16 protein-coding genes and 3 pseudogenes are annotated in these 24,297 nt (G+C 67.2%); 9 read left to right on the top strand and 10 right to left on the bottom strand.

The window, feature by feature from the left end; genetic code table 11:
• Positions 1-259: 259 nt before the first annotated feature.
• The gene (locus IF78_RS0141295; protein ID WP_158751696.1) at positions 260-3,466 is read right to left on the bottom strand and encodes a tetratricopeptide repeat protein; all 3,207 of its coding nucleotides are present in this window, start codon (positions 3,464-3,466) and stop codon (positions 260-262) included.
• Positions 3,467-4,170: 704 nt separating this feature from the next.
• On the opposite strand from IF78_RS0141295, the gene IF78_RS0141290 reads away from it, so the two are divergent.
• The 3 genes and pseudogenes from IF78_RS0141290 (at position 4,171) to IF78_RS0141275 (ending at position 8,241) form a co-directional block, all read left to right on the top strand.
• Positions 4,171-4,548 (top strand): hypothetical protein, encoded by a 378-nt coding sequence (locus tag IF78_RS0141290; protein WP_158751694.1) that lies wholly within the window; start codon positions 4,171-4,173, stop codon positions 4,546-4,548.
• Positions 4,532-6,808, top strand: coding sequence for a caspase, EACC1-associated type (locus IF78_RS45310; protein WP_051828640.1), 2,277 nt, complete (start codon positions 4,532-4,534; stop codon positions 6,806-6,808). Before IF78_RS0141290 ends, IF78_RS45310 begins: the two co-directional genes overlap by 17 nt.
• 330 nt (positions 6,809-7,138) lie before the next feature.
• A pseudogene (locus IF78_RS0141275) lies at positions 7,139-8,241 on the top strand (IS3 family transposase).
• Between the two features lie 111 nt (positions 8,242-8,352).
• Here IF78_RS0141275 and IF78_RS48770 read toward each other — a convergent pair.
• Entirely contained in the window at positions 8,353-8,556 is a 204-nt protein-coding gene (locus IF78_RS48770) for a hypothetical protein (RefSeq protein ID WP_158751692.1), read from the bottom strand.
• Positions 8,557-8,700: 144 nt separating this feature from the next.
• On the opposite strand from IF78_RS48770, the gene IF78_RS0141265 reads away from it, so the two are divergent.
• Positions 8,701-9,150, top strand: a complete 450-nt coding sequence (locus tag IF78_RS0141265) for a nuclear transport factor 2 family protein (RefSeq protein ID WP_031487972.1) — start codon at positions 8,701-8,703, stop codon at positions 9,148-9,150.
• Between the two features lie 22 nt (positions 9,151-9,172).
• Here the strand turns inward: IF78_RS0141265 and IF78_RS0141260 are convergent, their stop codons facing one another.
• The 4 genes and pseudogenes from IF78_RS0141260 to IF78_RS48760 form a co-directional block, all read right to left on the bottom strand.
• The gene (locus IF78_RS0141260; RefSeq protein ID WP_031487971.1) at positions 9,173-10,045 is read right to left on the bottom strand and encodes an IS5 family transposase; all 873 of its coding nucleotides are present in this window, start codon (positions 10,043-10,045) and stop codon (positions 9,173-9,175) included.
• 56 nt (positions 10,046-10,101) lie between these two features.
• A pseudogene (locus tag IF78_RS0141255) lies at positions 10,102-11,022 on the bottom strand (transposase); the annotation flags it as partial.
• A gap of 4 nt (positions 11,023-11,026) precedes the next feature.
• Positions 11,027-11,503 (bottom strand): hypothetical protein, encoded by a 477-nt coding sequence (locus tag IF78_RS50755; RefSeq protein WP_158751690.1) that lies wholly within the window; start codon positions 11,501-11,503, stop codon positions 11,027-11,029.
• Positions 11,504-11,773: 270 nt separating this feature from the next.
• Positions 11,774-11,938 (bottom strand): DUF6207 family protein, encoded by a 165-nt coding sequence (locus tag IF78_RS48760; RefSeq protein ID WP_158751688.1) that lies wholly within the window; start codon positions 11,936-11,938, stop codon positions 11,774-11,776.
• 9 nt (positions 11,939-11,947) lie between these two features.
• Between IF78_RS48760 and IF78_RS0141240 the strand changes: the two genes are divergently transcribed.
• Positions 11,948-12,253, top strand: a complete 306-nt coding sequence (locus IF78_RS0141240; protein ID WP_031487968.1) for a hypothetical protein — start codon at positions 11,948-11,950, stop codon at positions 12,251-12,253.
• On the top strand, positions 12,250-12,690 hold the full coding sequence (locus IF78_RS44550) for a DUF6262 family protein (protein ID WP_234440016.1): 441 nt from the start codon (positions 12,250-12,252) through the stop codon (positions 12,688-12,690). The genes IF78_RS0141240 and IF78_RS44550 overlap by 4 nt, the downstream gene beginning before the upstream one ends.
• 188 nt (positions 12,691-12,878) lie before the next feature.
• Here IF78_RS44550 and IF78_RS0141230 read toward each other — a convergent pair whose 3' ends face one another.
• Positions 12,879-16,667 carry an nSTAND1 domain-containing NTPase gene (locus IF78_RS0141230; protein WP_031498795.1) on the bottom strand — a complete coding sequence of 1,263 codons (3,789 nt, stop codon included), beginning with the start codon at positions 16,665-16,667 and terminating at the stop codon, positions 12,879-12,881.
• A 589-nt stretch (positions 16,668-17,256) separates the two neighbouring features.
• On the opposite strand from IF78_RS0141230, the gene IF78_RS0141225 reads away from it, so the two are divergent.
• From IF78_RS0141225 to IF78_RS0141215, 3 genes are all read left to right on the top strand, one after another.
• Positions 17,257-19,341 (top strand): polymorphic toxin-type HINT domain-containing protein, encoded by a 2,085-nt coding sequence (locus IF78_RS0141225; RefSeq protein WP_031487967.1) that lies wholly within the window; start codon positions 17,257-17,259, stop codon positions 19,339-19,341.
• A gap of 1,198 nt (positions 19,342-20,539) precedes the next feature.
• On the top strand, positions 20,540-21,049 hold the full coding sequence (locus tag IF78_RS0141220) for a hypothetical protein (protein ID WP_031487966.1): 510 nt from the start codon (positions 20,540-20,542) through the stop codon (positions 21,047-21,049).
• A 64-nt stretch (positions 21,050-21,113) separates the two neighbouring features.
• Positions 21,114-21,482: a DUF6042 family protein gene (locus IF78_RS0141215; protein ID WP_031487965.1), complete on the top strand. Its 369-nt coding sequence runs from the start codon at positions 21,114-21,116 to the stop codon at positions 21,480-21,482.
• Between the two features lie 210 nt (positions 21,483-21,692).
• Here the strand turns inward: IF78_RS0141215 and IF78_RS0141210 are convergent, their stop codons facing one another.
• From IF78_RS0141210 to IF78_RS49280, 3 genes and pseudogenes are all read right to left on the bottom strand, one after another.
• Complete coding sequence (locus tag IF78_RS0141210; RefSeq protein WP_031487964.1) at positions 21,693-22,304, bottom strand: hypothetical protein; 612 nt, start codon at positions 22,302-22,304, stop codon at positions 21,693-21,695.
• A 135-nt stretch (positions 22,305-22,439) separates the two neighbouring features.
• Complete coding sequence (locus tag IF78_RS45305) at positions 22,440-23,717, bottom strand: NucA/NucB deoxyribonuclease domain-containing protein (protein WP_158751686.1); 1,278 nt, start codon at positions 23,715-23,717, stop codon at positions 22,440-22,442.
• A gap of 493 nt (positions 23,718-24,210) precedes the next feature.
• Positions 24,211-24,297 (bottom strand): annotated as a pseudogene (locus IF78_RS49280) (IS5/IS1182 family transposase); the annotation flags it as partial.

The following is a 24,297-nucleotide window of genomic DNA, read 5'->3' as shown; positions in this document are numbered from 1 at the left end:
ACACGGGTGCAGGCTGCCCGGACGGGGCACTCTCGACAGGTTCCACGGTCTCCAACTCCACGGCGGCGTCAGCCACTTGACGTCTCTCCCATGATCGTCAGATCCGCCGTTAGATTTACACTCCCGTCACCGCATCCTCACGCATAGCCCGTAGAGGACGTCACCTCCATGGTGGAGGCGGCGCGGCTGACGGTGGCGCGTGGCGCGGTCGCGTACTGGCTGTGGGAACGTGCCCGCTGGACCGCGGTGACGGCTGTCCTCACTTGTAGGGGGCGTGGATGGAATCGCGCGCGGCGGTGAGTGCTGTCAGGCGGGGCGCGAGGCGGGTGCCGTCGACACCAGTGGTGCGTAGCAGTTCTCCCAGTGTGTCGGCCAGTTCGGCTAGTTCGTCCCAGCGGGCCGACGGGGTGGCCAGCAGATGGGCCAGTTCCGCATCCACCGCGGGCCACCGATCGAGGGCCGCGTAGACGACGGTGCTGTATTGATGCCGTGTCCCGGCAGGGAGACTGGCCTGGTGTATGGCCTTCTCTGCGGCGTGCCACCAGGTATGAGCAGCCTGCCTGCCGTTACAGGTCTCAAGGGTCAAGGCGAGGCATGTCAGTCCGGAGGGGACGTTGCTGTGGCGCAGTTGCTCGGCTGCCTGCCGCGCCGCGCCTCCCCGGCCGGCTCGTCGGTGCGCGGTGCACAGAGTTTCAAGCACGGTGGGATTTTGCGGGTCCGCCGTCCAGGACTTCTGGAGTGCTGACATGGCCTGTTCGGCCCGGTTGCTGAGCAGGTGGATACGGGCGAGATGGTGCTGTGTCCGTGTGGCGGGTTCCCGTGCGCCATGTTCTAGGTAGAAGTACAGGTCAGCTTGGGCTTGTTGCAGGCGGCCGACTGCAAGGCAGAAGTCGATCCGGCGCCACGGCGACCAGGTGTTCGCGTACCCGAATCCCTTCTCGATGGTGGTCTCGAGATCGGCGCGTGCTTCCTCGAACCGCCCCAATCTGTGCAGCACTTCGGCGCGGTGCATGAGCGTGCTCGTATCACCGGGCGTCAAGGTGAGCGCGTTGTTGGCGTCGGCCAGTGCCTGCTCAAACGCTCCGAGCTTGGTGTGAACCCAGCAGCGGCGGGACAGCGTCCATGCATGGAGGGGAAACAGCTCCACTGAACGGTTCAGGTCGCTCAGGGCTTCCGGGTACCGGCCAAGAATGCCCAGCGTGGCGCCGCGACCGGTGTAGGCGCGGGCATATCTGCGGTCGAGTTCGATGGCTTGGTCGAAGTCAGCGAGGGCGGACTGGTGATCACCCATGATCCGTAGGGCCGAACCGCGTTCGCACCGCACCCAGGCAGCGTCAGGCTCCAACTCCACTGCCCGGTCGAGGTCTTCCAAAGCCTGCGCGCAGTGCCGCGGCTGGAAGGTACGCACCCGGGCCCTGTGGATCAGGGCCCGCACATTGTCGGGCTGCAGCTGCAAGGCATGGTTGAGATCGGTGAGGGCTGCCGCTGTGTCTCCGAGACGGTCGTGCGTCGCGCCCCGGGACGTCCACACCATGGGATCAAGCGGGGAAAGCTCGACGGCCCGTTGGAGATCACGCATCGACTCCTGGGGCCGGTTCGTGATCCGGTAGTAGTCACCCCGCCGTCGCAGGGTCTGCACCGTATTGGGAGCCAGTGCGTCGGCGTGGTCCAGGTCTTGGATGGCCGCGGGATACTCGCCCAGTTCGGCATATGCGAGTGCCCGGCCTACGTAGGCCGGTTCCATTCGAGGGCTGAGAGCGACAGCCCGGCGGTAGTCGGCCAGGGCATGACGTACCTCGCCTTCCGCGCGGCGCAGGCCCCCACAGGCGACCAGGACTGCCGCCTGACCCTCGGCGCCGAAACCCGCCTGATCAAGCAGCAGATGCAGAGTCTGCACCGTTCCTCCCTCGGCAAGGGCCGCCTGCAGGCTGAGCCCCCACCCACGGAGTTCCTCGGATTCCGTGTCCTCGCCCGCGTCCTGGAAGACCTGCGCCCAGCGGCGCGCCACGGTCTCACCGGCAGTACACGCAGACGCCACCTCTAGCAGGACCGCATCCCACGCACGCCGCGACCCGGTACACAGGAGGTGATACGACTCGGCCAGGCGCAGCTCTTGCCACCTGCCGTCCTTCCAGAACGAGCTCGGAGTCAGGTGTTCCTCGGCCTGCACCCGCCACTGCCCGAACAGCTCGGCCAGGGCCGTGTGCCGCTCATTCCAGTCACGCAATGAACGGCGGCGCTGCAGGCGCAGCATCTGGGCCCGCACCACATCGTGATAGCGCACACCGATGCCATGCACTGCTACGAAGGGCAGGCTGTGCAGCCACGGGAACAGAGCGGCCCCCTCGGCTTTGGAGCAGCCAACCGCTGTGCAGAAGATGTCAACGTCCAGATGCCGGGGCAGCGCGCCGGCCAGTGCAGCCGCTCGCCGCACCGGATCCTGCTCCCATCTCAGGAAGCCCTCCACCGCCGTGGCGCTGGGGTCGTTCACGCGGCCAGGTTCCGCGGGCCTGCTGGCCGCGAGGGTGGAGAGCAGCACTGGCAAGCCGCCGCTGAGCCGGAGTACCTCCCTGACCACCGGTTCGGAGACGACCCCCTTGTTCCGCAGCAGCTCCCGTGCCTCCGCCTCGGTGAAACTCCCCAGCGGCCAGTCCGCGATCACATCGGCGAACTCGCCCCACCCAGCGGCATTGAGGGCATACTGCCCGGCCGTCACCACAACGACCCGGGACGTCAAAGCGCCATACCGCGTCGTCGTCATCACATCCCGCAGCCAGCTGTCCAGAACGGGCGCCGTTCTTTCGTACGCATCGAAGAAGAGCACGATCCATGGAACGGACGCGGCCGCCTCAGCCAACTCCCGTAAGAACACCGGCGTCAGCACGAGCTCAGGGGACATCACCATCTGGACGTCTTCCTGGCTACGTAGCCGCGCACCGAGCGCGACCCGCAGCCGGTCCGCCCCCCGGGCCACCTGAACCGGATCGACAACTCCCGCGAAGGCCCCCGCACCGGGCACCAGCCCGAGCCCGACGAGGCTGGCACGCGCGGCCACCATACTGCCCGGCGATGGCTCCGGCACACTGCTGTCCGGCAATTCATCCAACCCGATAGATGCCGCCTCATCCCGGCGCTCCCGCCAGACGGCGAGCAGGCGGTTGAGCTCCCGGAACCTGTGATCTTGGTGACCAAACTGGGCGCTGAGCGCCCCGAGCGCCTCCGGCACGCTGTCGGCGGACTCGTCAAGGGAGGCAGTCAACGCTCCTTGCTCACGCGCGATGTGCTCCAACTCGGCCAGGAGGAACGTCTTGCCGACACCGGCGTCGCCATGAATGTGAAACAGAAAACGATGGCGCTCATCCTCTGGCGCCACGGCGAAGTTCTCCGTGAACGCGGCGCGCTCCGCCTCCCGGCCGAGGAACCCACGGCGTCGTCGTCCCCTGAGAATGCCCTGTACCGATTGCACTCCTGGCAGCCTTTGCCTCATCCGTCCCGCCCCCTGAGTCAGACCCGTGAGACCAGTCTGGCTTCGCCGCAGTCCTTTCGCCCAGAGGCCCGCCAGGGACGACCTGCTTCTCGGTATGAGGTCTTACATTTGATGCGGTGAACGCATGCCGTTGAACTGCAATGCCGCAGGTACATTGCGACGGCTTCTGAACCCTGCCTGGCCCGTTTGACCTGCGATCCTCCAGGTGAGTGTCCTCACGCTGCAGACCACCCAATGGCCGCGACCCGTCGATCCCGCCGCTGGTTCTCGACAGCCCGGTGCGCCGAACGGCGGAGGTTGCATTTGAGATCATGTGCCCATCCTTTGCTCGCCCTTAGCGTTGCCGGTCCTGCCACCTGCTCGTGCCAGACATAAGGGCGGCCGGCCCGGAAATGTGTAGTAGCAGCGACCAACCCAGTGCGCAGCAATCGGATCCCGTCTCGCAAATGCCGGCGTGAAACTCCGGATCGGTGAGCTCCTTCCCCCAACACGCGGCCTTGGCGATGTCGTTGTGCGCTCGCCGCCTCGACCCGGCGAACGAACACCACCCACAGCACTCGTCGCATCCTGCTGCGCCCAGACTCCGGGCGTCTCAAAACAGGGTAAACGGAGGGGTGTTGGGGCAAGCCGCCACCGCTACCCTGAGTGCGAGCAGTTGGGCAGATCTGTCGAGGGGGGCTTCGATGCCAGATCTGGTGGAAGTGGCCGTACGGGTGCTGAGTCCCGAAGGCGACGACCAGGAGGACCTGGAACAGCTGACCCAGTTGCTGCGCCAGGACCTGCTGGAGACGGATGTTGCAGCCGTTGATCTGGTGACCGCTCAGGAGAGTCCTGCAGGAGCCAAGGGGCTTGCCGCGGTGGCAGGAGCACTGGCCGTACAGGTGCGCACCTTCACGGCACTGCGCCAGATGGTCAGCGCGGTACGTGCATGGGCCGGCAGGACCGGCCGATCCTGCAAGGTCTGCCTGGACGGGGACTGCATCGAGGTCACGGGGGTGACGCCAGAGTTGCAGGAGCAGCTGGTCAACGCCTGGCTGGCCCGCCATGCCGCTGCCCCCTGAGTTGCCGAGTGAGCACCGGCACGCTCTGATCGTTGCCACCTCGCGGTACAGCGACAACGCATTGAGCCAGCTGCGCGCGCCGGCCAGGGACGCAAACCGGCTCAGCGCCGTGCTCGCCGATCCCGCCATCGGCGGGTTCGCCGTCACCAAGGTCGTCAACAGGACCGCCCAGAACGTACGCCTGGCCATCGCGACATTCCTCAGCGCCCGCGCCGCGGAGGACCTGGCCGTGGTCTACCTGACCTGCCACGGCGTGACCGACATGCGCCAACGCCTCTACTTCGCGGCCACCGACACCCGCAAGGACCTGCTCGCCGTCACAGGCGTGGAGTCGCAGTGGCTCATCGACCAACTCGACGAGCGCCGGGCGCGCAGCCAAGTCCTCATCCTGGACTGCTGTTTCAGCGGTGCATTCGCCCGGGGCGCGAAGGGCCCGGGCGACCTCTCCCTCGGCGAACGCTTTCACGGACACGGTCGAGGCCGGGCGGTGCTCACGGCGTCACGGGCCAATGAGTACTCCTACGAGGGGCAACCGATTCCCGGGCAGGTGCAGGCCGGCTCGGTGTTTACCAGCGCCCTGGTACACGGCATCGGGACCGGTGAGGCCGACACGGACCAGGACGGCCATGTCTCCGTAGACGACGCCTTTCTGTATGCCTTCGACCGGATGACGGCGCAGGACGCCACGCAGACCCCGCAGCGCTGGCTGTATGGCGCCGAAGGTAAGATCCTGCTCGCCCGCAGCCCTGCCGGAATCATCGTCGAAGCCAGCACGCTCCCGCCTGCCTGGGCCGACGCGGTCAACAGCCCACATCCCCGGATCCGGGCAGGCGCCGTTGCGGCCATTGGGGAGTGGCTCAAGAGCAGGGACCCAGCCCAAGTGCTCGCCGCACGCACGGCACTTGAACAGGTCGCGCAGGAAGACCTCGCCATAGTGGCGCAGGCCGCGCGGGCCCTCCTGGAAACTGAAGCCCCGTCCGCAGCAGCTGGTTCGGCACCTGCTGCCGCGTCCGCTGAAACGCAGACCACCACGCCCGCGAAGACGAATCGAACAGCCCAGCCATCCCGCGCCGTCGCACCCTCCGCTGGATCCTCCACGACGCCCCCGGCACGCGGAGAGTCCGCCAAGACCGACAGCAAACGACCCCGGACACAAACACGCACCACCACTGCTGCGCCGCAGACTCCGACGCCCCGGCGGACCCGGCTGGCGTGGCCTGGGGGATGGAGCGGATGCCTGCCCAAACTCGTCGCCTACGCACTCCTCATCCTGACTGTTGCAGGCGGGGGAACGGCCGCCTACGTCTGGTACTCCAACCACGCGCACATCCCCCGCACCGCCCATACAGACAAGATTTCCGACGTGGCGTTCAGCTCGAACGGCACGACACTTGCCAGCGCGAGCCGAGACAAGTCCGTACGCCTGTGGGACCCGGCGACAGGAAAGATTAAAAAGACCTTCACCTATGACAACTGGGTGTACACCATCGCGTACAACTCCGCAGGAACCCGCCTCGCCGTCGGTGGCTTCGGCAACAGCGTCATCGTGCAGCGCCCGAATACCAAGTCGGACCCACTCGTACTCAGCGGCACGTTCGCCTCGGTCTACGGGATCTCCTTCGACCCCACCAGCCCGAAGCTCGCCACCGGATCCTTCGATCGCAGGGTACGGATCTGGGATTCACGCAACGGCAAACTACTCAAGACACTCTCCGGCCATGAGGACGTCGTCACCGACATTGCCTTCAGCCCCAACGGCAGCATCCTCGCCAGCACCTCCGACCGCACCGTGCACCTGTGGAACCCGAACACAGGCCAGCTCCTGCGCACACTCACCGGACACACGGGATGGATCTCGGAGATCGCATTCAGCCCCAACGGGGAAATTCTCGCCAGCGCCTCGCAAGACCGAACAGTCCGCGTCTGGGACCCGCAGACTGGCAGGCTCCTGCACACCTTGAAGGACTCAAATGAAGGCTTCAACACCGTGGCCTTCAGCCCCAACAGCCAGATCCTCGCCACCGGAGCCGGCACCTACGCCGATCCCATGAACACACCGAAGACCGAACCTGGCGACAACGCAGTCCGCCTATGGGACCCCACCAGGGGCAAGGCACTGCGCACCCTCACCGGACATACCGGTGCGGTCAGCGCCGTGGCATTCAGCCCCAACGGAAAGCAGCTCGCTAGCGGTAGCGAGGACAAGTCCATACGCCTGTGGGACCCAGCCACCGGCAAACTCCTCCGCGGCCCCATGTGAGTTCGGCGAGTGCAGCCAATGCGGGAAGGGGGGCTTCGGATGAACACCGTCCCCCGTGTTCGAGTACGCCAGCCGTGCGCCGCAGCCTCACTCCGCACCGCAAGGAGACGGCCCGCAGCGAAGACCGGGTGGAGTCAGAGCTTCCGTGACGGGACGCGTGCCGCCAATTCCGCCGCGAAGTGACGAGAGGGTCCGCCTGGAAGCGCAGGAGCCACGGTGCCGGCCCGCCCGACGGTGAACCGCTCCGGGATCGGTGGAGGTGGTCTGCCCCGGGTCTGATGGAGCCGGGTCGCTGGAGAATTGACAGCTCATCAGCCTCCGGAGGCCGTCATGCCCCGCAGCTATCCGCCCGAGTTCCGTCGCCGCGTCCTCGATCTGGTCGCCTCCGGTCGCAAGGTCGCCGAGGTGGCGAAGCTCCTCGGCATCAGCGAGCAGGCCATCTACGTCTGGCGCCGCCAGCACCTCATCGACACCGGACAAGTGCCTGGTGTCCCCACCCATGAGCAGACCGAACTCGCGGCGGCCCGCAAGCGGATCGCGGAGTTGGAGGCCGAGCTGGCCATCCACCGCCGGAAAGGCGGTTCGAAGCCATCCGTGTGATGGCCGGCGAGGGACATGCGGTCCAGCGGGCCTGCCGGGTGCTGCACGTGGCGGAGTCCGGCTACTACGCCTGGCGCGACCGTCCGCCCTCGGCTCGCACTGTGCGGCACGCCTGGCTGACCGAGGCCATCATCGGCATCCATACCGCCTCCCGCGGCACCTACGGCTTCCGCCGCGTGCGCGCCGAACTCACCCTGGGGTTAGGCATCCACGTCCACCACGGCGCCGTAGAACTGCTCATGCGGCGGGCCGGCCTGCACGGCAACCGCACCCGCCGCCCCAAACCCGCAACACCATCCGTCGCCGACCTGGTCAACCGCGACTTCACCCGACACGCCCGCGACCAGCTGTGGGTCACCGACATCACCGAACACCCCACCATCGAGGGCAAGGTGTACTGCGCGGTCGTCCTGGACACCTTCTCCCGCCGGGTGGTGGGCTGGTCGATCGACGCCTCACCCACCGCCGCGCTGGCCACCAACGCCCTGGCCATGGCCATTGGCAACCGCCACCCACAGCCCGGCGGCACCATCATCCACTCCGACCATGGCGTGCAGTTCGGCTCCTGGGCCTTCACCGAACGCGCCCGCACCTCCGGCCTGCTGCCCTCCATGGGCTCGATCGGGGACTGTGTCGACAACGCGATGATGGAATCCTTTTGGGCCCGGGTGCAGGTCGAGTTACTCAACCGCAGACGGTGGCGCACCCGCCTGGAGCTGTCCACCGCCCTGTTCGAGTACCTGGAGATCTTCCACAACCGGCAACGCCGACACTCCGCACTGGAGATGCACACCCCAGTCGAGTACGAACTTCGCACAACGCCTGTAGCGTGAAATCAGCTATCCCGACTCCACGCAACTCGGGGCGGGCCGGAGGCCTCCACCGATCCCGGAGCGGTTCAGGCCGCACTCCGCCTCGCGGGCATCCTCATCTGGCCCCGACGCTCACCGGCTCGTGGTTGCCGCGCGCACTCTCGTCGACCTGACCGCGCGGGCCGCGGCGGTCCGCACGTAGTTGGCCACCAGATCGCGGTGCACACCGAACGGATGCGGCTGCTGATCGCCGCCGGCTTCGGGGACGTCTTGCAGCTTTTCGTCCTCGTCCTCGCGGTCGAAAGACAGATCGTCCCGGTCGACGCCGTGAAGCAATCAGGGTGGTGTGCCAGCGCGGCCAGCAGCTGATGCGGCAGCGGCTCCACTGGGCAAAGGCGTGTTGCGGAAGTGCCGACCGTGCAGCACAACGATGTCTGATTGCCGCCAGCAAGGTCCTGCTGTGGTCCTCATGCTGGCGGCATGACGATGTCATCCACTACGGAGTCAGCAACAGTTCTCACCGGCATGTATGCGGCTGAGGCGGAGTACCTGGCGGCGGGAGGCCCTGGCGAGGCTTCGTTCGACCTCCTCGCCCCCTTCTTTGCGCCGGATGTCGAGCTGCATCAAGCAGATGCCCTGCCCTACGGAGGCACGTGGCATGGGCACAACGGCATGACGCAGTTCTTCCTCATGATGGGAGAGGTGTGGGAGTGGTTCGAGATGGTGGAACAGGAGTTCCTGGCCACCGGTGAAACTGCGGTCGTGCTCACACAGGTCCGTGCTCGCGCTCGCGCGACCGGCCGTGAACTCAGCTTCCCCATTCTGCAAGCGATCACGGTCAAGGACGGGCGGATCACTGAGGTCCGTCCGTTCTACTGGGACACGCGGGCTATTGCCGACGCCTGCGCCGTGCCGACACCGACAGACTGAGGTCGACGGCAGAACCCACTGGTCACAGCCACTCGTTGAGGACTGCCACCAACGCGGTCGCCTCGTATCGAACGGCAAGCTTGTCGTATCTCGTGGCCACGGCCCGGTGACGCTTGAGGCGGTTGATCCCGCACTCGACCGCGTGGCGCTCGCGGTAGTCGGTCTTGTCGAACTTTGGCGGCCGACCGCCTCGGGAGCCGTGTTTCTGACGGTTGCGAACTCGGTCCGCTGGGACCGGAATGGTCGCCTTGATACCGCGTCTTCGCAGGTAGGCCCGGTTGCGGCGGGAGTCGTACGCCTTGTCGGCCCGCACACGGTTCGGTCGCCTACGGGGCCGACCAGAACCGATCCGCGGCACCCGGATCGCGTCCAGGACCGATTCGAACTGCGGAGAGTCGCCTCGTTGACCGGCCGTGATCAGCACTGACAGAGGCTTCTGCCTCTGCTCGACGGCAAGGTGCATCTTGGTCGTCAGCCCGCCCCGGGAGCGTCCGAGGCCGTGGTCGGCCGGCTCGACGGCAAGCCGCCGGGCGGCTCCTTTTGCAGATCCCCCTTTCGTCGCCCCGGCCGCGTGCTGGTGGGCCCGGCAGACGGTGGAGTCGACGTTCACGTCCCAGGTGATCAGGCCCTTCGCATCCGCCTCGGCCTGGAGGTGGGTGACGATTCTGGCCCAGGTGCCATCCCGCTGCCAGCGGCGGAACAGGTCATAGACCCTGTCCCAGGGCCCGTAGCGTTCCGGCACATCCCGCCAGGGAGCACCTGTCCGGGTCCGCCACCGTATGCCGTCTATCAGCTGCCGCCGCGTCCACACCGACGGACGGCCCGGCTTGATGCCCTGTGGCAACAACGGCTCCAGCCGAGCCCACTGGCTATTCGTCAGATCACCACGTCCCACAGAGGGTGATCATTCACGACCAAGATCCACTTCCGCGACACGGCCTAGCTTGATCTTTAACCTATGCGGCGGGGCCGGGGGGTCGTTGACTTCTTCGTCTGCCGGTTGGCTGGCTGCGTTCTGTGGGGTGTGTGCACGTCGTGGCGTGGTGTGGGCCGGGTGTTCTTGCGGCCCGGTGGTCGCCCGGGGCCAGGCCGGGTGGATTTCGGTGCTCTGGCCGGGCAGCCGGCCTGTGGGCGGATGTGCCGGAAGTCTCGGCGGACGCGGGCAGGGGTGAGCCTGTCTGGGGAGCTTGGTTTCTCCCAGGGGCGACGCCGGTCGGCTGCGAGCGGGCGGGCGAGACGAAGTTGGGTGTAGGCGGCGAGGATGAGCCATGTCCAGCGGTCCGCTGCCTCAGGGGTGCGGATCTTCGGGCAGGTCCAGCCCAGGGTCTGCTTGAACAGGCGGAACGTGTGCTCGATGTCGAAGCGCCGCAGGTATGCCTGCCACAGACGGTCGGCGTCTGCCGGGGTGGCATCGGTGCCTGACCACCACAGCCAGACCGGCTTGGGGGTTGCTCCGCTGGGCAGGTGGTCGATGTCCAGGCGAATCACCGTCCCCTCGACAATGGGGAGGGTGCCGTCGGCTGCCGCCCAGGAAGAGCGGTGGGTCAGCTTGGGGAGGAGCCGGTTCCAGGAGCGTGCGGTGGCGGTGCCGTAGAGGCGCGTGTCGGTGACGGTTTCGGTGTCCGGCGTGCCCCAGGTGTCGGGGTGGCCGAAGACGAACTCGCCGCCGTGCCGGGGCGGTCGGCCCATGGTGTGCGGCTGCCGGGGCGGGACGGCCCTGCGCAGGACGCGGTCGGAGCGCATCCGGGCCAGCACCTGCACGGGCAGGTCACCCAGCAGGAAGGCCAGGCGGGGTGCGTCGTAGGCGGCGTCCGCGATGATGAGGATGTCCGGGTCACCCGCCTGCCACTGCCCCGCGGTGATCAGTCGCCGGCTCCTACCACCAACCGGTCTTGGTGGCGGCCGCGTCGCAGTCGTGGGCGGGGTCGAACAGCAGGCAGCCCCGGTAGCGGACGCCGTCCCCCCGCTCGGTCTGCCTGCCCGTGGTGTACGTCCGGCTCGTAGCCTCCCTGTAGTGGGAGCAGTTGGCGTCGCCGTCGCCGTTGGTGTCGATCTCGAACTTGATGTACAGGTTGTCGTACTCGTAGCTGGTCGTCCGCGCCCAGGCGTACCGCACACCGTCGTAGGTGCCGTAACGGACCTGGGCTGTGCCTGTGGTGCCGGTGGCCGTCTTCGCCGTGCCCGTGCTGGAGGCATTCTGTGGATCGCTCAGGATCGCCAGGTCGGAGCAGGTGACGGCCGCCGTCGCCGCGCTCGCCGGGGCGGCGGCCGCCCCGGCGATCAGCGCGGCCGTCATGGCGAGCGCGGCGGTGGTGGCGGCCGCGGTCCTGCGGCTCAGAGTTCTGCCGGTCATGTTCGTTCCCTCCAGAGGCCAATAGCCTTGTGCGTTACAGCAGTCAGCTTCAGGTGGAGTCGCGGGTACCGGTACCTACAAGGTTTCAGGGTGCGGCCGGGCAGGAGACCGGCAGGCCCCGCCCGTCGGCCATGTCGCCGTTCGCGGTCCTCCCTGGAAGCGGACGCCCCGGCGCACATGATCGACGAACGCCGCGAACGGCTCCCGGGGGGGCGGAGGGCGGGTCCGTTTATTCGGCCCCCACGAGGACGGCCAGGTGCTCGCCGCGGGCTACGTGTCGGCGTCCTCGTGCAGGTTCAGGAAGAACCGCAGCCGTACGCCAGGCTCGCCGGGATCCCGGGTCGTACGGTCGTCCGGCGCGACTGCGCGCCGCGCGGCGAGCAGCTGCTGGATGGCGAACGCGGTCTCGTCATCGGCGGCAGCGACCTCCACCACGGCCAGGCCATGTCCTACCTGCCAGACCTCGAGGCGTACTTGGCCGACCTACTCCGCAACCGTGAGCGCCTCGCCGCGTTCGCCACTGCGGACGACTGGGCCAAGAGCGAAGCGATGCCCTCAGACCAGGAGATCATTCGCCTCCGGCGTCTGATCAAGCGTGTCCGTGAAGATCTCGACAGCCTCAAAGAAGAAGACCGCGCCGAGATCCAGCAGGCCGTGAGCATCATCCGCCGTTCCTGGCAGACCGTCTCCCTCGGCATGCCACGAGTCGGCCAGCCCCTGCCCGACTTCCGTCTCGAGAGGCCCGCATGACATCCACCGTGATCGACGGAAAACGAGCCGATTCCGTCCGGCGTCGCGAGCGTGTGATCAAGGCGCTCGACTCAGCCCTGAGAGCCGGCGACGACATTACGGTCTCCGGACTGGCCAGGGTCGCCCGAGTCGATCGCACCTTCCTCTACCGGCACTGCGACCTTCTCGAACGCGTCCATGCAGCGGCGACCATGCCGGTTGACGGGAGCCGACAGGCCGCCGTCAGTCGCGCCTCACTCCAAGCCGACCTCGCCAACGCGCTCGCCAGGAACAGGCGTCTGGCGGCTCGTGTTCGCCAGCTCGAGAAGCGCCTCTCCGAGCAGCTGGGTGAGAGCGCCTGGAGCGAATCGGGCATGGGGGCTTCAACCGACCTTGATCAGCTTCAGCGGCGGGTCGTCATGCTTGAGCGGGAACTAGCGAATAAAAAAACGGGGTGAACTCAGCGAAAAAGTAGAGGAGTTGGAGGCTGCGTGGGCCGCCAGCCGAGAGCTCACCCGTGCCCTCAACCATGCCCCCAGATGAAGACGCGCGCTCCGCTTCCGAGGTCTATCAGCTGGCGCGCGGCGCTGGATCCCCTCGCCCGCTGCCCGGGACTGTCCATTGGCTCTCTGCGCCAGGCGTCGGGTCAGCAGGTCATGCGGTACGGGATGTCGGGGAGGTACGTCTTCCAGTCCGCCGGGGAGAGGCCGGAGCCGGCCCGGGTGCAGGCCTGGCGGACGAGGCGTTCGGGGGCGATCTCGTAGCGCTGGAGCCGTACGTTCTTGCCCGTGGTGTAGAGCGTGTCGCCGTCCTCGGTGAAGGCCACGGAGAGGATGGGATCGCCCGGGGCGGGGAGGGCGGAGCCCAGGAGGCTGCGGGAAGCCGTGTCCCAGAGCTGGAGGGTGCCGGAGAGGCCGGCGACCGCCAGGGTGCGACCGTCTGGGGAGAAGGCCAGTGCGGTGACGTTGCTGTCGGCCTCGGGGAACGGCGCGCCGGTGTAGGTGCCGGCGAGCACGCCGAGGCGGGTGCGTACGTCGCCGTCCCAGAGGGTCACGCGCCCTCCGCTGTCCGCGGCCGCGAGATACGCGCCGTCGGTGCTGAAGGCCAGAGCCTCGATCTGGTCCTCGGTCAGCGTGCGCTGGATCACTCGGCCGGAGTGTGGATCGGCGACCGCACCGCTCGCATCGACGACCTTGCCCGTGTCGGGGCGCACGACCATGCTCAAAACGCCGGTGCCGGTAAGGGACCTGGCCTTCCTGGCCCGGTCGTGCTCGCGCAGGTCCCACACCTCGGTCACTGTTGTCGCCAGCTCACGGGCGACGAGGAGCATGCCGCCGTCCGGGCTGAGGGCGATGCCGAAGATGTCGGAGGAGCCTTCATCCTGTGGGCGGATGTCGACGGTCGCGTGGGTGCGGCCGGTCCTCGCATCCCACACGATGATCCGCTGTCGTCCCGCGCGGACACCGGAGGAGTCTTCTCCGACCCGGCCGACCGCGACATAGCGACTGTTCGCGCTCCAGGCCGCCATGTCGTAGCAGTCGACGGTGTCCTCCGGGTCGGACGGATCGAGCGCGTCGGCGGCGCACGGGTCCACGGGCGGGGTGGCCAAGGCCCGGCCGCTGCGGGTGTCCAGCAACCGCAGCTGTGTCGTTCCGCCGGGTGAGGATGGAAAGAAGGCGAGGGTGCGCCCGTCCGGGGCCAACTGCGCCAGGGGATAGTCGTTGTCGGTGTCGTGCCAGCGAGTGGTCACCGCGGGCCCCAGGCTCAGTGTACGGACCGTCGTGCTGTACTCGGTGCGGTAGCGCAGGGTATGCGTCGGCAGGTCGAACTCGAACTCCTCGGGCTGTTCGTTGACGAGGACGTGGCGGTACACGGGGGTGGCGGGAGCCGAGAGCCGCCACATCAGGATGTGTCCGTCGACCACGGCCGCGAGGAACCTGCCGTCCGGACTGAACCGCAGCCAGTAGGGCGAGGCCGCCGAGAGGCGGGAGATCTCGCGGCCAGTGCGGAGGTCCCAGCGGCGGATTCCCGTATCGGTCGCCATGGCCAGTGAGCGGCTGTCGGGCGAGAAAGTGAAGTCCTGGGCGTGGCAGGCGTCACGGCCGAGTGCGGCCAGGCGGGGCAGATCCAGTCTCCGCCGCTCGGCGATGTCCCAGACCTCCGGCGGACGGTCGTCGCTGCACGCGTACAGCAGACGGTCGTCCGGGCTGACCGCCGTCTCCCGTGTGCTCATGGCGTCTTCGAATCCCAAGGCCACTGTGATGCGGAGGCGGTGATTGCGCACATCCCAGACGCGCAGGCGGTGCGACGTACCGATGTCATCCGCCACCAGGGTGCGGCCACTGGGACCGAAACGCACCTCTGACGGCGATTCACCGTCCAGGCGCCACGCGATCCGCTCCGCCCGTATGTCCCACAGCAGTACGCCCTCCTCCTGCACGAGCGCGAGCGTGCGGCCGTCCGGGGACAACTCCACGGTGTCGGTCCACTCGTCGATCCCCTCACCCTCGTGGAACAGTTCGCCGGGCCCTCGGTAAGTGTGGGTGAGGCGGCCGGTACGCAGGTCCCAGGTACGGATGTTGTCGGGATACACGGCGAGCAGGGTGTGCCCGTCGGCGGCCAGCCGCTGCGCGATGGGCCGCGAGGCGGTGTCGGGGAAGGAGAACCTGTCCTCCTGCTGCTGAGTCGTCGCCCCCAGCAACGCCGACCGTGTCTCCGTGGTCTCGGCCAACCGCCAAGCGGCGACGCTCAGTTGCATGGCCCGAACGGGATCGGCGAACCGTACGCTGTCTGCCACCGCGGCGATCCGGCGTGCCTCCGCCTCCAGGTGGCGCCGATCGCTCGTCCGTGACTGCTGCCATGCGGTGATGCCCGCGATGAGGGCGAGGACGAGGAGAGTGGCCAGGCCGGTGAGCAGGCCGCGCCTTCGGCGGAGTTCATTGGTGTGCGTGGTGCGGCTCGCGGTGAGGAAGGCGCGTTCCAGCGGGGTGAGGGCCTGTTCGTCGCCGAGGTGTTCCTCCGCCATCGCCAGCCGCGTTCCCCGGTACAGTGCCCCCGCGTCCCGCCCCAACTCGTCCCAGGCGTGTGCCGCATCGGTCAGTCGGCGGTGGGTGCGCAGGCGTTCGCGGGCCTCGTCGATCCAGCCGGACAGGCGGGGCCAGGCGATGATCAGGGCCTCGTGGGCCAGGTCGACGGTGTCGTCGTCGAGGGTGAGGAGACGGGCCCGGGCGAGGCGGTCGAGGACCACGGTGACCTCGTCGGCGGGCGCGAACCCCAGTTCGGCGCGGTCGACCGGGCGCCGGGTGTCCTGGGAGCCCTCGCCGGGGGCGATCAGTCGCAGCAGGATCAGCCGGGCCAGCTCCGCGTGGTCGGCAGAGAGGCGAGTGTAGACCTCCTCGGCGGTCTGCGCGATCGCGCCGTGGACGCCGCCCGCCGCCTCGTATGCCTCCATGGTGAGCGCCCGGCCGCGGCGCCGCCGCCAGGTCTCCCGCAGGGCGTGGGAGAGCAGCGGAAGGCCGCCCGGCTCGCCGCCGGTCTCCTCCACCAGGCGGGCGGTCAGCTCGCGTTCGACGATCAGTCCGGCGGCCTGGGCGGGCCTGACGATGGCCTCGCGCAGCTCGGCCGGGCTCATCGGTCCCACCAGCAGGTTGGCCTCCCGCAGCGCGTCGGCGAGCTCACGGTGCTCGGCGCAGCGTCCGTAGAAGTCGGCGCGTACGCCGAGGACGACGCGCAGCCGGCTTGCGGGCTCGGCGGCGGCCAGCAGGCGGGCAAGGAAGCCGGCCCGCTCTCCTGGGTCGCGGCAGAGCGTGAAGATCTCCTCGAACTGGTCCACGATCAGCCAGGTATCCCCCTCGCCGGGGGCTGGGTCGCACACGGCGGCGTGGGTGCGCAGTGGATGCTCGCCCGGGGTGAGGATCCGCACCGCCGCCGGCCGGTGCGGTCCGTCGAGGCTGCGCAGGCGGGGAATCAGCCCCGCGCGCAGCAGGGATGACTTGCCGCTGCCGGACGGCCCGAAGACCGCAAACACGCGGTGCTCCGTCACCGTGCGGGCCAGCGCATCGGCCATTTCGTCGCGGCCGAAGAAGAGCTCCGCATCGCCCACGTCGAACCGGGCCAGGCCACGGTAGGGGGAAGGAATACTCTCGTCCGCCACGAGGTCGGCCGCCCGGGCCTGCTCCGTGACCGCCTCGCGCCAGCGCCGCTCCCAGGCCTGCTCATCGCCGCCGCACGCCCGCACATAGGCCAAGGCGACCGGCAGGGAGGGCAGTTGCTCTCCTTTGGCAGCTCTCGACAGGGTGGTGACCGAGACCTCCACCTGCCGGGCCATCTGCCGGTAGGTGATGCCGCCCGCTTCCTGACGCAGCTTGCGCAACTCGAACGCAAACCGCTGAACCGGACCCCGCCCCGGATCGAGGTCCGTCTCCGGACGCCCCATATCGCTTCCTTCCCCCGTGCCGACCGCGTGAGCTGCAGCGGCGTCTCATCCCAACACGCGCCCCACCACCGCGAAAGACGCCATCTCGCCAACCCAAGCCTGTGACCTGCTTTGTTTCACGCCCGAGACACGGCTGTGCAACAACCCCCAGCCCGATGAACTCGATGCCGAACCAACCGAACGGCACGCCCCGGGATCCGGTGGCGTGCGGCCGTGGGCACAAGCCGTGCCCGTGAGTCGAAGGAGAGATATGCGGTACATGCACAAGACGGGTATCGCGGTGGCCGGGGCGGTATCTCGCGTGCAGCGGCAGCCCGCGCAGTGGTGAACCCTCGGGGGCTGCCGCGGCGTTCCTCCTGATGCGACGGGGAGTCCGCGTCCATGTCGCCCTGGTTGGCGTCGGACCGGGCCTGGTGTTGCGTCATGATCAGCGCATGCCTGCATTGCTGGTCAAAGCCGCGCTGAAAGCGGTGGCGCCGGAGTCTTGCTGCAGCGCGATGCCGCAGCGCGGTGGCCGGCCCCGGCGGCGAGCTGCCACCACCGCGAAATGCCGCAGCATCCGAGGCAGCGCAGCCAGTGCCGTGCTTCCTTGGTCTCCAACATCACCCGCAGCTACGAGTACGGCACCGCCGGCGCCCTGGGTGACGGCCCGCACCAGCTCACCAAGGTCACCGAGAGGACCCCGACCGGGGAGAAGCAGTCGACGTACGAGTACGACGACGCGGGCAACACCACCAAGCGCACCATCGGCGGCAACGCCCAGTCACTGACCTGGACCGACACCGGCAAGCTCAACGAGGTCACCGAGGCGAACGGCTCGAAGACGAGCTACCTCTACGACGGCTCCGGCAACCGCCTCGTCCGCAAGGACCCGACCGGTACCACCGTCTACCTGCCCGGCACCGAGCTGAAGCTGTCGGCCGACGGCACCAAGAAGGAGGCCACCCGCTACTACGACTTCGCCGGCCAGACCGTCGCAGTCCGCACCGCGGCCAAGCTGTCCTATGTCGCCTCGGATCACCACGGCACCGGCGAGGTGGCGATCGACGCCACGACCGGCGCGATCAGCCAACGCCGCTTCGACCCCTACGGCGTCTACCGCGGCGAGAAGACTGGCACCTGGCCGGGCGAGAAGGGCTACGTCGGCGGCACCATCGACGCCTCGACCGGCCTGACCCACCTGGGGGCGCGTGAGTACGACCCGGTGATCGGCAAGTTCATCTCGGTCGACCCGGTCATCGAGTACACGCAGCCCCAGCAGATCAACGGCTACGCGTACGCGAACAACTCGCCGGTCACGCACGCCGACCCCAGCGGCATGATCCTCGCGGACTGCCACCAGGGGGTGATCGAGTGCACTGGGGGCAAGCCTGTCACCAGCACCACCACCGACCCGAAGGTCACCCAGGCGCAGTCCGACTACAGCGTGGCGTCCGCGAATCTGGCGGGGGCACAACAGCAGCAGGCTTCCGCCAAGCAGCGGATCAAGTCCGCGGGCAAGGCCCTCGTCAAGATCGTCCGGGACATCCTGGGCGTGGACGCGGCCCTGGACTGCATCTCCAGCGGTGACGTCGGTGCCTGCGGCGAAACCGTACTCAACATCGCAGGCAGCTTCGCGGGCGGCCTGGCGGGCAAGATCCTCGCCAAGTACGGCGCGCCGTGGAACTGGTCGAAGGGCCTCAGGCTCGCCAAGCGGGTGACCGACCTGGTTGGGGACCTGATCGGTGGGGCCAAAGACCTGTGGAAGGCCAACAAGTGGGTTAGCAAGGCGAGGGCCGGTCTTTCCAAGGCTGCGGACAAACTGGCGGACGCCAGAAAGAAGGCGGCGGCGGCACTCAAGAAAAAGAAAAAGACCGAGTGCCACAGCTTCCTGCCCGGCACAAAGGTCCTGCTGGCCGGCGGCGGTACCAAGCCGATCGAGAAGGTGAAGCTCGGCGACAAGGTCGTCACGACCGACCCGAAGAACGGCAAGACAACGGTCCGTGAGGTGGCAGGCACCATCGTCACCGAGGACGACAAGCACTTCTCTGACCTCACGGTGATATCCCCCTCGGGTAAGAAGCAGGCTCTGATCGCCACAACGACCCATCCCTTCTGGGCCGAGTCTGAGCAGGCATGGATCAAGGCCGGCGACCTGAAGCCCGGCATGAAGCTGCACACCCCGTCGGGGCACACGGCGGAGGTCACAGCCAACCGTCACTTCGACAAGCGGCAGCGCACTCACGATCTGACCATCACGGACATCCACGCGTACTACGTGCTCGCAGCTGACACCCCAGTCCTCGTTCACAACTGCGACATCGGAGATGGATACCTTTCCCGGGGCGTGCCCAACGGGCATCAGAAGCATGCTGATGCGCTTGAAGGCCAAGCTGTTCCGTTCGGGGGACATTCGGATCCGAAGCGGCATGTCGGTGGCGATACAGGTAGTGAGATGACTTCCTGGTCTCACGACCTTGACATAGCAACAGAATTTGCTGATGAATACGGTACAGGTGGGGTGGTGATGCGAGTTCCTCAGGGCGGTGTGCCAAACAGGGACGTCCAGGTTCACGACACTGAGCTGGATGGAAGCTGGTTTGAGGAAGAGCATCTACTCTTCAGCGTTGTCGAAGCGCCCGAGATCAGTATTGGCGGTGGATCGTGGTTCGATCCACGAAGACGAAAGGGGTGAGAATGGACCGAGATGAATTGATGCAGGCATTCCGTGACGAGTCTTCCGCCAGTTCTCAGGCAAAGAGTGCCCTCGTGGCTGGGGCGGACTTCGAGGTTTGGCCGGGTGAGATCCCTGCCACGAGACTTCATCGCACATATGCCAGACGACTGCGGATATCGCAAGAACTCAACCGCCCTTCGATTGGGTTTGAGGAAGCGGTAGCCAGTCTCGCTGCGAGTGGTGATCGAGAGCTTCTGATCGGGTATATCGATGACCGCAAAAGTGAAGGGTATTACTATCAACTGTTTCTTAGCTCTGATCTGACGAGAGTGATCGGATGTATCGGAGTAAAGAATCCCTCGTGAGATCTGCGTTCTCGCGGATGTCATGACGCTTCTGGTGCACAATGGAAATGTGGCCCTTAGGTGCAAGTCAGAGGGCCCGTACGAGTTGTGACCCTGTCTGGATAGGTGCCCGGTTTGACCTCTCAAACCGGGCCCCTCAGTCCGGAACAGCACCATCTGCGCCTGCCGCCAGGTCCGCCGCCCGGGCTTGTGCCTCTGCCACCGTCATGAGTCGAGGTCGGATTGTTTCGTTCCTTTCCTCGTGGGTCCCGCCGAAAGGGCACAGGCATGCCTGAGCCTGGTCGTGGTCGCCTTGCCCGCCCGGCTGGCAGCGGTCCCGGCCGCTGAGGTCGCTGTCCGCTGGCCGGTTAACCTGCTGGCCGGCAGCCTCCTCGGCGCCTGGGCCGGAGCTAGCTACGCGGACCGACACGTACGAGCAGGCGATCGCGGCGGTCCAGGCTGCCTACGGACTCAACCCCGCCGCAGTGGCGGGGGCGGTTGGCCGGGTCGTCTTCGCCGGCACCACCCCGGAGCGCCGCATCGTCGTGAGCCGCCACGGCATGCGCACAACCCTCACGCGGATCGCGCGGGTAGCAACGCGATCGTCCTGACCCACAGGCGGGCGCCCGCCAGGAGATCGGTCGCATGGTCGACTGGGCAGGCCCCGGCCCCGTCAGCCCGGTGGTCCCAAAATGGAGACGCCCTCCCGAGCATCTCAAGACGCCTGATCTTCACGAACTATTGGGGCCGATTGCGCTCGCCTCGACGAGGTCACTGACGCCCGACCTGGCCAAGCCGGGTCCGCGTGACTCGAATCCGAGTTGAACCGGAGCAGAGGAACCCTGTCGGGAACCTGCGGTACACCTGGCGGCATGAAGTTGAGCGACCTCAGCCCGCTGATGGCACGCCGCCAAGACGGCGGCCTCAGCTTCGCCCGCTTCCGCGCCGACCCGGCGCTGGTCTCCTTGCAGTGGCCGGACGACGTCCTCGAGCAGTTTCTCTTCGACCACGGCGACAACGCTGCCTTCGTACGCGACTACGGCGGCATCGACCTGCGCGACGTCAGGTGGCGGCTGGAGACGATCCCGGCCGCGGACTTCGTCAGGATGCCGACCGGAGCGTCCGATGCCGGCTGTATCGAGAGCTACGCCGAGAACCCGGTGCACTGGGTCAAGGTTCGCCGCCCCGAGGTGGGTCGGCACTGGGAAGAGCACGGGACGTGGCTGCGCCCGCTGATCCTGATCGTCCGACGCCTGCTGGACCCGTCAGACAGCGGGCTGCAGGTCGTGGAGGGCAGGACACGCGTTGGTGTCCTGCGCGGCCGCCTGCGCGAGGGGCTGCATGTCGCGTCCCACCATCAAGCCTGGGTCGGGCGCGCGTGACAACGCTTCGCGCACAACAGTGCGTAGGCTGCGAGCGTTTGACCGTTTCGAGGAATAGCTGCGGATGACTGAGAACCCGTCGGTGCCTGGGCCGCGCCGGGACCTGGCGATGCACAACGACTGGTGGGCTTCGGGCTGGGACCACGTCTTGCCCCGCCAGGGCTTCCCGCTGACGATGCTGATCGGGATCGCCAGTCAGCCTGACTTCACCGGCTCCCTGGAGCGACTGGCGGCCGCCACCAGCCAGGATGCCGACGACGTCCGCATCGCCCTCGCGGAGCTCGTGCAGTCCGGGGACGCCCGCGTGCAGCGGGGCCAGGAGCCGGCCGACGCGGAACGCCTGGAGGCACACCAGCGCTTCCGCCTGGTCATGAACTGGGAAAACTTCCACGAGAACCGGGTGAAGCTGAGCATCAAGGGCGACGACGCGTGACGGAGAGCGCGCCGGGCACGGTGGGAACGGAAGACATCGCGCCTGATCGTGATCCGGGGCAACAGCGCCTCGGGGAAGGGACCAAGCCGGTTCGCAAGGCCAACTGCCCACCCCTCGCGGGGTACTTGCACGTCACGTCAGCGCGGCTCATCCGGGGTTCACACGGCACGAGCACCGGCTATCAGTGAGCGAGGCCGCGCCGAATTCCCGCTACTGATCCTTCCGGCGCCTTTTCAGTGCTTCGTCGAGTCGGGTGCGGATCTCTCGCTCCGCTGTTGCTTCAGGGGGTTCGGCCGGGTGCATGCGTGGGGGATGCGGGTGGGCGGCTTCGGCTTGTTCCTCTTCTTCGAGCCGGCTACTGGTGCGCAGGGTGTGGGTGGGCGCTGATTCGGCGGGCCAGACCAGCAGCAGATACTCCTCCGGCGGCATCTGGGCGGTATGCCTTTGGGGGGCGTCCCTTCCGGTGGCGTGGACTCGGACGCGGTACTGGGTGGTGTCCGTGGTAGTCAGGGGGATGTCAGGGGCAGGCGGCCCATAGTCGAGCGATTCGAGCCGGAGGCGGTTTCGGGGAGCGGTGACGGTTGCCTCCACGACCTCTTCCCAGGGGCGTGACTCGTCGATCTCTTCGGCCGGTTGGCTCTCGGCGCGGACGTAGACGCGGACGTATCCCGTCTGGATACCTGTGCGGACAAGGGCGCCGCCCTGGAGCATCGGCGCGATCAGCCCGTTCGACCAGTCAGCGGAATGCACCGGGATCTCCCCGTCATCGAGCAGCCCGAAGGTGCCTTCCGTCACGAAGACGTCGTGCCATGAGGCGTTCATGGATCCTCCTCCGTTTCAGGCTAGCTTCGATGGCATCGGCTTCTCGCCCCGAGTGCGGCGCCGGGGAGCGTCCGGACGAATCCGCTACTGCTCCCCGGCGCCGCGTCACTGTGAGGTGACGCACTGCTGGTGGAGTCAGGGCGTCACCACTACACGGAACGGGTCCTTGTCGAGGACGCGTTCAGTGCGATACATAGCGGAGTGCAGTCCGCCCTGTGAGTTGTTCTCCGTAGCGGTGATCATGCAGACGCTGACGCCTGTGGGGCCTTGCCCGGCCGGGATGCCGGGGAACTGGCATCCATCGAAGGTGCGGCGGGTGCCGCCGGCCGAAAGGCCCTGATAGGAGCTGGCGACAGGGTATTCGTCGCATGATTTGCCGGTCACGCTGGGCGCATCGCCACATGCCTTCTGGCGGTTGTCTGCGTTGACCGCCGGATCCGTCGTGCGAGTCAGCGGTGCCTCGAAGGTCGCTCCCGGCAGGCCTGAGGCCTGGGCGCGTGAAACATGGGAGGCCAGGTCAGGGTAGGAGGCCTGGCTGTAGTGGACGGCCGAGGCGTACCACGGCACGACGCAGCCGGGGTCGGTCCGCCCTGCAGTGTTGTTGTCACACCGGAACTGGCGAAAAACGGGGACCACATACGTCGTCGAGGTGTAGCCCGGATTGGTGAAGGTCAGGTTCCATCCCGTGCCGCACTCCCCGACAGCGCCGGCGGCGGTCGCTGTCGAGTCGAAGAACGCCTCGCCTGTGTGCCACTGGTTCAGCGGTTGGATCGGCTTTGCGGAAAACGAACCGCTCTCCTTGGTGCAGGCATAGCCGACTCGCGCGTTGCCGCTGTAGGAGCCCTTGAGCGCGTCGCCCCAGCCACTGAAGGCGGTGACGTCGAGCTGATGGGCTATGCGGGACTCACTGGTGCTGCCGTAGCTGTAGTTGATGAGGAGGAGATTGGCCTCACCTGTCGTCGTCCGGGTGCCGTTGCGCACCACATACGTCTCGTAGTAGACCGAGTCGATCTGGCAGGCCTGAGTGCGCGTGGCATACACCACGCCCTGGGCTCTCTCGCACCACTGAGGCGGCGCAACTGCCGCCAATTGCATGTTGCCTTCGCCGTTCGGCAGGGCCGGTATGGTGCCGGGACTTTTGTACTCGACGCAGGACCCCCGGCCGTTCTCATCCGGCTCGGTGCAACTCGCTGCCATGCCAGAGAGCCGGCTTGCACCCGGTTCGCTCGAGGGTTTGTCAGAGCCCGGTGTAGTTTCCGGGGTAAGGCGGGTTAATTCCGAAACAACAGCGGCTTTGCTGCTTTCGTCCTGACTGCTCGCTATGGCGCCGGCGGGCGCCGCACCAGCGAACAGAATGAAAGCCGCACCTGTCGCTGCGATCGCGAGCCAGCGTCTCTTTCGGTACTGCTGCACGACAGTTCCTCTCAGACGACACGTACCACGTATGAGCGCGCACCACTGAAGCCTCACCGAAGGCAGAAGGTCAAGAGCCGAAAGTATCTGGTGGCTATTACGCGCCAGGACAGCACGTTTCAAAAGCAACAGTCGTTTACCTTGGAATCACCGCAGATTTACGGCTGCTTCAGGAACCTCGGCATTGTCGTAATGTCTGGGAGGTGTGCTTTCCCCGGCTCGGGCTCCCCTGGTGGAAACGGGCTGTCGCTCGGAGGGGGCGTTGTTGGGATCGCGTCCCATGAAGTGGTGTAGCCGGGCGTGGTTCCGGAACGCGCGGGTGTCTGCCCGGGGAGTGCATCCGCTGACCGTGCATGCTCCCTGAGCAAGGGCAGGCCATCGCGCAAGTCTCCCTGGTAAACGGGCAGTTCAACCGGAGGAGCACGCGATGGCCTTGTCCCAGTCTGAGCTGATGCGGCTGCTGGAGTCACTAATCCGTTGTTAAGACCGTGTCCTACGTGGTGAGGCGGACGAGTCGCTTGTAGCAGCAGAGGGCGGCGGCAAGTCCGAGAAATGCCAGGTAGTTGCGGGGGTTGCGTTC

Source organism: Streptomyces bicolor, from assembly GCF_000719285.1.
Classification (GTDB): Bacteria; Actinomycetota; Actinomycetes; order Streptomycetales; family Streptomycetaceae; genus Streptomyces; species Streptomyces bicolor.
The sequence above is the reverse complement of the archived record's forward strand: the minus strand, read 5'-3'. Positions and strand labels throughout refer to the sequence as shown.

Bases quoted from the DNA above. Each gene is read 5' to 3' on its own strand.
- IF78_RS0141290 (WP_158751694.1), top strand. From the start codon at position 4,171: ATGCCAGATCTGGTGGAAGTGGCCGTACGGGTGCTGAGTCCCGAAGGC.
- IF78_RS45310 (WP_051828640.1), top strand. From the start codon at position 4,532: ATGCCGCTGCCCCCTGAGTTGCCGAGTGAGCACCGGCACGCTCTGATC.
- IF78_RS0141265 (WP_031487972.1), top strand. From the start codon at position 8,701: ATGACGATGTCATCCACTACGGAGTCAGCAACAGTTCTCACCGGCATG.
- IF78_RS50755 (WP_158751690.1), bottom strand. From the start codon at position 11,503: ATGACCGGCAGAACTCTGAGCCGCAGGACCGCGGCCGCCACCACCGCC.
- IF78_RS0141240 (WP_031487968.1), top strand. From the start codon at position 11,948: ATGTCCTACCTGCCAGACCTCGAGGCGTACTTGGCCGACCTACTCCGC.
- IF78_RS44550 (WP_234440016.1), top strand. From the start codon at position 12,250: ATGACATCCACCGTGATCGACGGAAAACGAGCCGATTCCGTCCGGCGT.
- IF78_RS0141230 (WP_031498795.1), bottom strand. From the start codon at position 16,667: ATGGGGCGTCCGGAGACGGACCTCGATCCGGGGCGGGGTCCGGTTCAG.
- IF78_RS0141220 (WP_031487966.1), top strand. From the start codon at position 20,540: ATGAAGTTGAGCGACCTCAGCCCGCTGATGGCACGCCGCCAAGACGGC.
- IF78_RS0141215 (WP_031487965.1), top strand. From the start codon at position 21,114: ATGACTGAGAACCCGTCGGTGCCTGGGCCGCGCCGGGACCTGGCGATG.
- IF78_RS0141210 (WP_031487964.1), bottom strand. From the start codon at position 22,304: ATGAACGCCTCATGGCACGACGTCTTCGTGACGGAAGGCACCTTCGGG.